Annotated in this window: 4 protein-coding genes, 1 tRNA gene and 1 pseudogene; 1 reads left to right on the top strand and 5 read right to left on the bottom strand. The window is 64.5% G+C overall.

Features of this window, described 5'->3' with window-relative positions; genetic code table 11:
* The 4 genes and pseudogenes from JHD07_RS10010 to JHD07_RS09995 form a co-directional block, all read right to left on the bottom strand.
* Positions 1-158: pseudogene (locus JHD07_RS10010) on the bottom strand (MFS transporter); the annotation flags it as partial.
* A 191-nt stretch (positions 159-349) separates the two neighbouring features.
* Complete coding sequence (locus JHD07_RS10005) at positions 350-934, bottom strand: Fic family protein (RefSeq protein ID WP_291621512.1); 585 nt, start codon at positions 932-934, stop codon at positions 350-352.
* Between the two features lie 6 nt (positions 935-940).
* Positions 941-1,141: a hypothetical protein gene (locus JHD07_RS10000; RefSeq protein ID WP_291621510.1), complete on the bottom strand. Its 201-nt coding sequence runs from the start codon at positions 1,139-1,141 to the stop codon at positions 941-943.
* Between the two features lie 49 nt (positions 1,142-1,190).
* Positions 1,191-1,279, bottom strand: a tRNA-Leu gene (locus tag JHD07_RS09995).
* 174 nt (positions 1,280-1,453) lie between these two features.
* Here JHD07_RS09995 and JHD07_RS09990 point away from each other — a divergent pair.
* Entirely contained in the window at positions 1,454-1,876 is a 423-nt protein-coding gene (locus JHD07_RS09990) for a twin-arginine translocation pathway signal (RefSeq protein ID WP_291621508.1), read from the top strand.
* A 25-nt stretch (positions 1,877-1,901) separates the two neighbouring features.
* On the opposite strand, the gene JHD07_RS09985 is transcribed toward JHD07_RS09990, so the two are convergent.
* Positions 1,902-2,529: FAD-dependent monooxygenase (locus JHD07_RS09985; protein WP_291621506.1), on the bottom strand; the 628-nt coding region annotated here is incomplete at its 5' end.

Here is a 2,529-nt window from a genome sequence, read left to right as displayed (position 1 = left end):
ATCTTGAAGGCCGCCCCGATATCCGGCAGCGCCGGCAGCATGATGTCCATCGCGAGCGGATTGAGCGCCATGATGGACGCGATCATGATAACGAATTCCGGAAAACCCATCGGGCGGTGTCCGGCGGACACCCAATCGTCGGCATTGACGTCGGACAAGGAAGCTCACCTCTGCAGTCGAGCGACCTGTTTATCGCCAATGTTGCGCTGCACAACCCATGTTTCGGGATGGCTGGCAGGCGGGGCGGCGGTGGACAAGATTTGGTGAGGGCCGGCTCATGACCTCCGAACGACGAGCCGGAGTCCCGATATCTGGCACGCTCCAATATCCCTGACGAGGCCGCCCGACGTTAGTCGGCCTCGTCTTTGAGGAGGCCATGGATCACTGCGGCAAGAGGCCCTTCGTCGCCGTCGAACGCGGCGATCATCGCATTGAGAACGGCGTTTGGGTCCAGGTCCTGCAGGTCGAGCGGATGCCCGGCGTGGTCCGCCAGCAGGAGGAAGAACGACAGCTGCGTGCGTCCGTTGCCCTCCCGGAAGGCGTGTATGACGTTGAGCTCGGAAAGAAAGTGCGCCGCCCTTTGTGCGAACAACTCAGGCTCGAGGCCGCTCAGAAACTTGTCCTTCTTTAGCTGCGCGAACAGCTTGTTCGCTTGGCCTTCGATGTTCTCGGGAAAGCAGAAGGGATTTCCGCCCTTCGAGATGCGGACCGTACGGATTTTTCCGGCCCACTCGTAGACGTCCTGGAACAGGTGCCCGTGAATCGCCTTGAAGTGCGTGAAATCCAGATCACCGGCGGGCAGTTCCTGGTCGGCTCTGACATCGCTGGCTTCGGCCTCGAACGCATCGAGCTCGTCGCCGTCTGTGAGATCGAGCTTGTTCTTCAGGACCGTCGTGCCGGGATAGCAGTAGCCGTCAGCGACAGCATCATACATGCCGGATTACGCCTTGTGGTAGGCCTTGATGATCACCTTCAGCCGTTCTTCGGGGGTGCGCGCCTTGCTCTTGGCGACCGCGCTGCTGCCCTTCATCTCGGACGAATAGACGATGCCCTCGACAGAACTGATCTTTCTGAAGCGCGCACTGCCGACCACAAAGCCGGAGGCCTTGCCCTTCTTGGGGGATGATTTTTTGGGTGCCATGGACTCACTGTACCACAAGTGAAGCTGGCCCGCGCCGTGGGCTCGTTCGTGGTGCGGGCAGCCGGGGTCGAACCGGCACAGCGCTTGCGCACCGAGGGATTTTAAGTCCCTTGCGTCTACCAATTCCGCCATGCCCGCTTGATCCCACGAGATCAAACACTTAAGTCCGTCTCCGGCCGTCTGGAATTGGCGCGTTATGGCGCCGGAGGGACGGTTCTTCCTTAAGCGAGCCGGGCGCACAAGGCAAAGCCTCAATCCCGACATCTGGTCCTGCTTTAGGCATTCTCAATCCACGGGGGCTATTCATCCGGCATGACTGTTTCGAGGTCCTGTTCGCTGCGCGGCTTCGGCGCGCTCTTCGCGCTGCTGGCGGCCGGGCTCGCGCTGTCCGGCTGTGCCGGCATGAGCGAGACGATCGCGCCGGCCTTTGCCGATCCTGCCAAGTACGATTTGTACGACTGCAAGCAGCTGGAGGGTGAGCGCAGGCTGCTCGCCAAGCGCACCGACGAGTTGCAGAAGTTGATGGAGAAGGCCGAAACCGGAGCCGGCGGGGCCGTCGTGGCCGAGCTCGCTTATCGCAACGACTATATCGCGGTGCGCGGGCAGGCCCAATTGGTCGACGAGGCCTGGCGCCGCAACAGGTGCCGCGAGACGCCGCCTGAGCCGGCACAAGCGGCGGCATCGCCCGTGGCGCCCGCCAAGCCCGCAGCGAAATCCGGCAGGGCGGCCCATTGAGGTCTTGCGCCGGCCGCGCTTCGCATCACGGCCGCCAGCCGTAGATCCAGTCCTGCCGCGCCAGCATGCGCTCCGGCCCGAGCGCGCGGATCGCAAGGTCGCGCGCGACCGCGAGCGGCCCGCCGAGATGATAGATGCGGCCCTGCTGCCGCGCGGTCCGCTGCACCCGCCGGACCCGCGCCTGGCGTGCCCGGCCGTATTGCGTCAGCGCCGCCGAGATGTCCGCGGCGCTCTCGGCAGCCTCAGGGCTCAAATGCCGGGCGAGCACGGAGGCATCCTCGATCGCCATGCCGGCGCCCTGCGCGGCGAACGGCAGCATCGCGTGCGAGGCATCGCCCAGCAATGCAATCGGTCCCTTGTTCCAGGCGCCGCCGTCGCGCATGGCGAACAGCGCCCATTTGCGCCAGCCGTCGACCGCGCCGATCATCATGCGCGCGGCGATCGGCCATCGCGGCGCTGAGAACTGATTGGCGATCTCGACCACATCGCCGGGCTCGCTCCAGCCCGGCCTGTTCCACTTGCCCGAGATGATCGCAACCACGTTGATCCGCTTGCCGCCCGACATCGGGTAGGCGACCAGATGTGCGTTCGTTCCCATCCAGAGCTGCACGCGCTGCGTGTTGAAGCCGCGCGGCAACTGCGTCGCGTCCACC

Origin of the sequence: Bradyrhizobium sp. (genome assembly GCF_016462955.1) — a bacterium.
In the GTDB taxonomy this organism is placed as follows: Bacteria; Pseudomonadota; Alphaproteobacteria; order Rhizobiales; family Xanthobacteraceae; genus Bradyrhizobium.
This window is presented reverse-complemented; position numbering and strand designations above follow the sequence as displayed.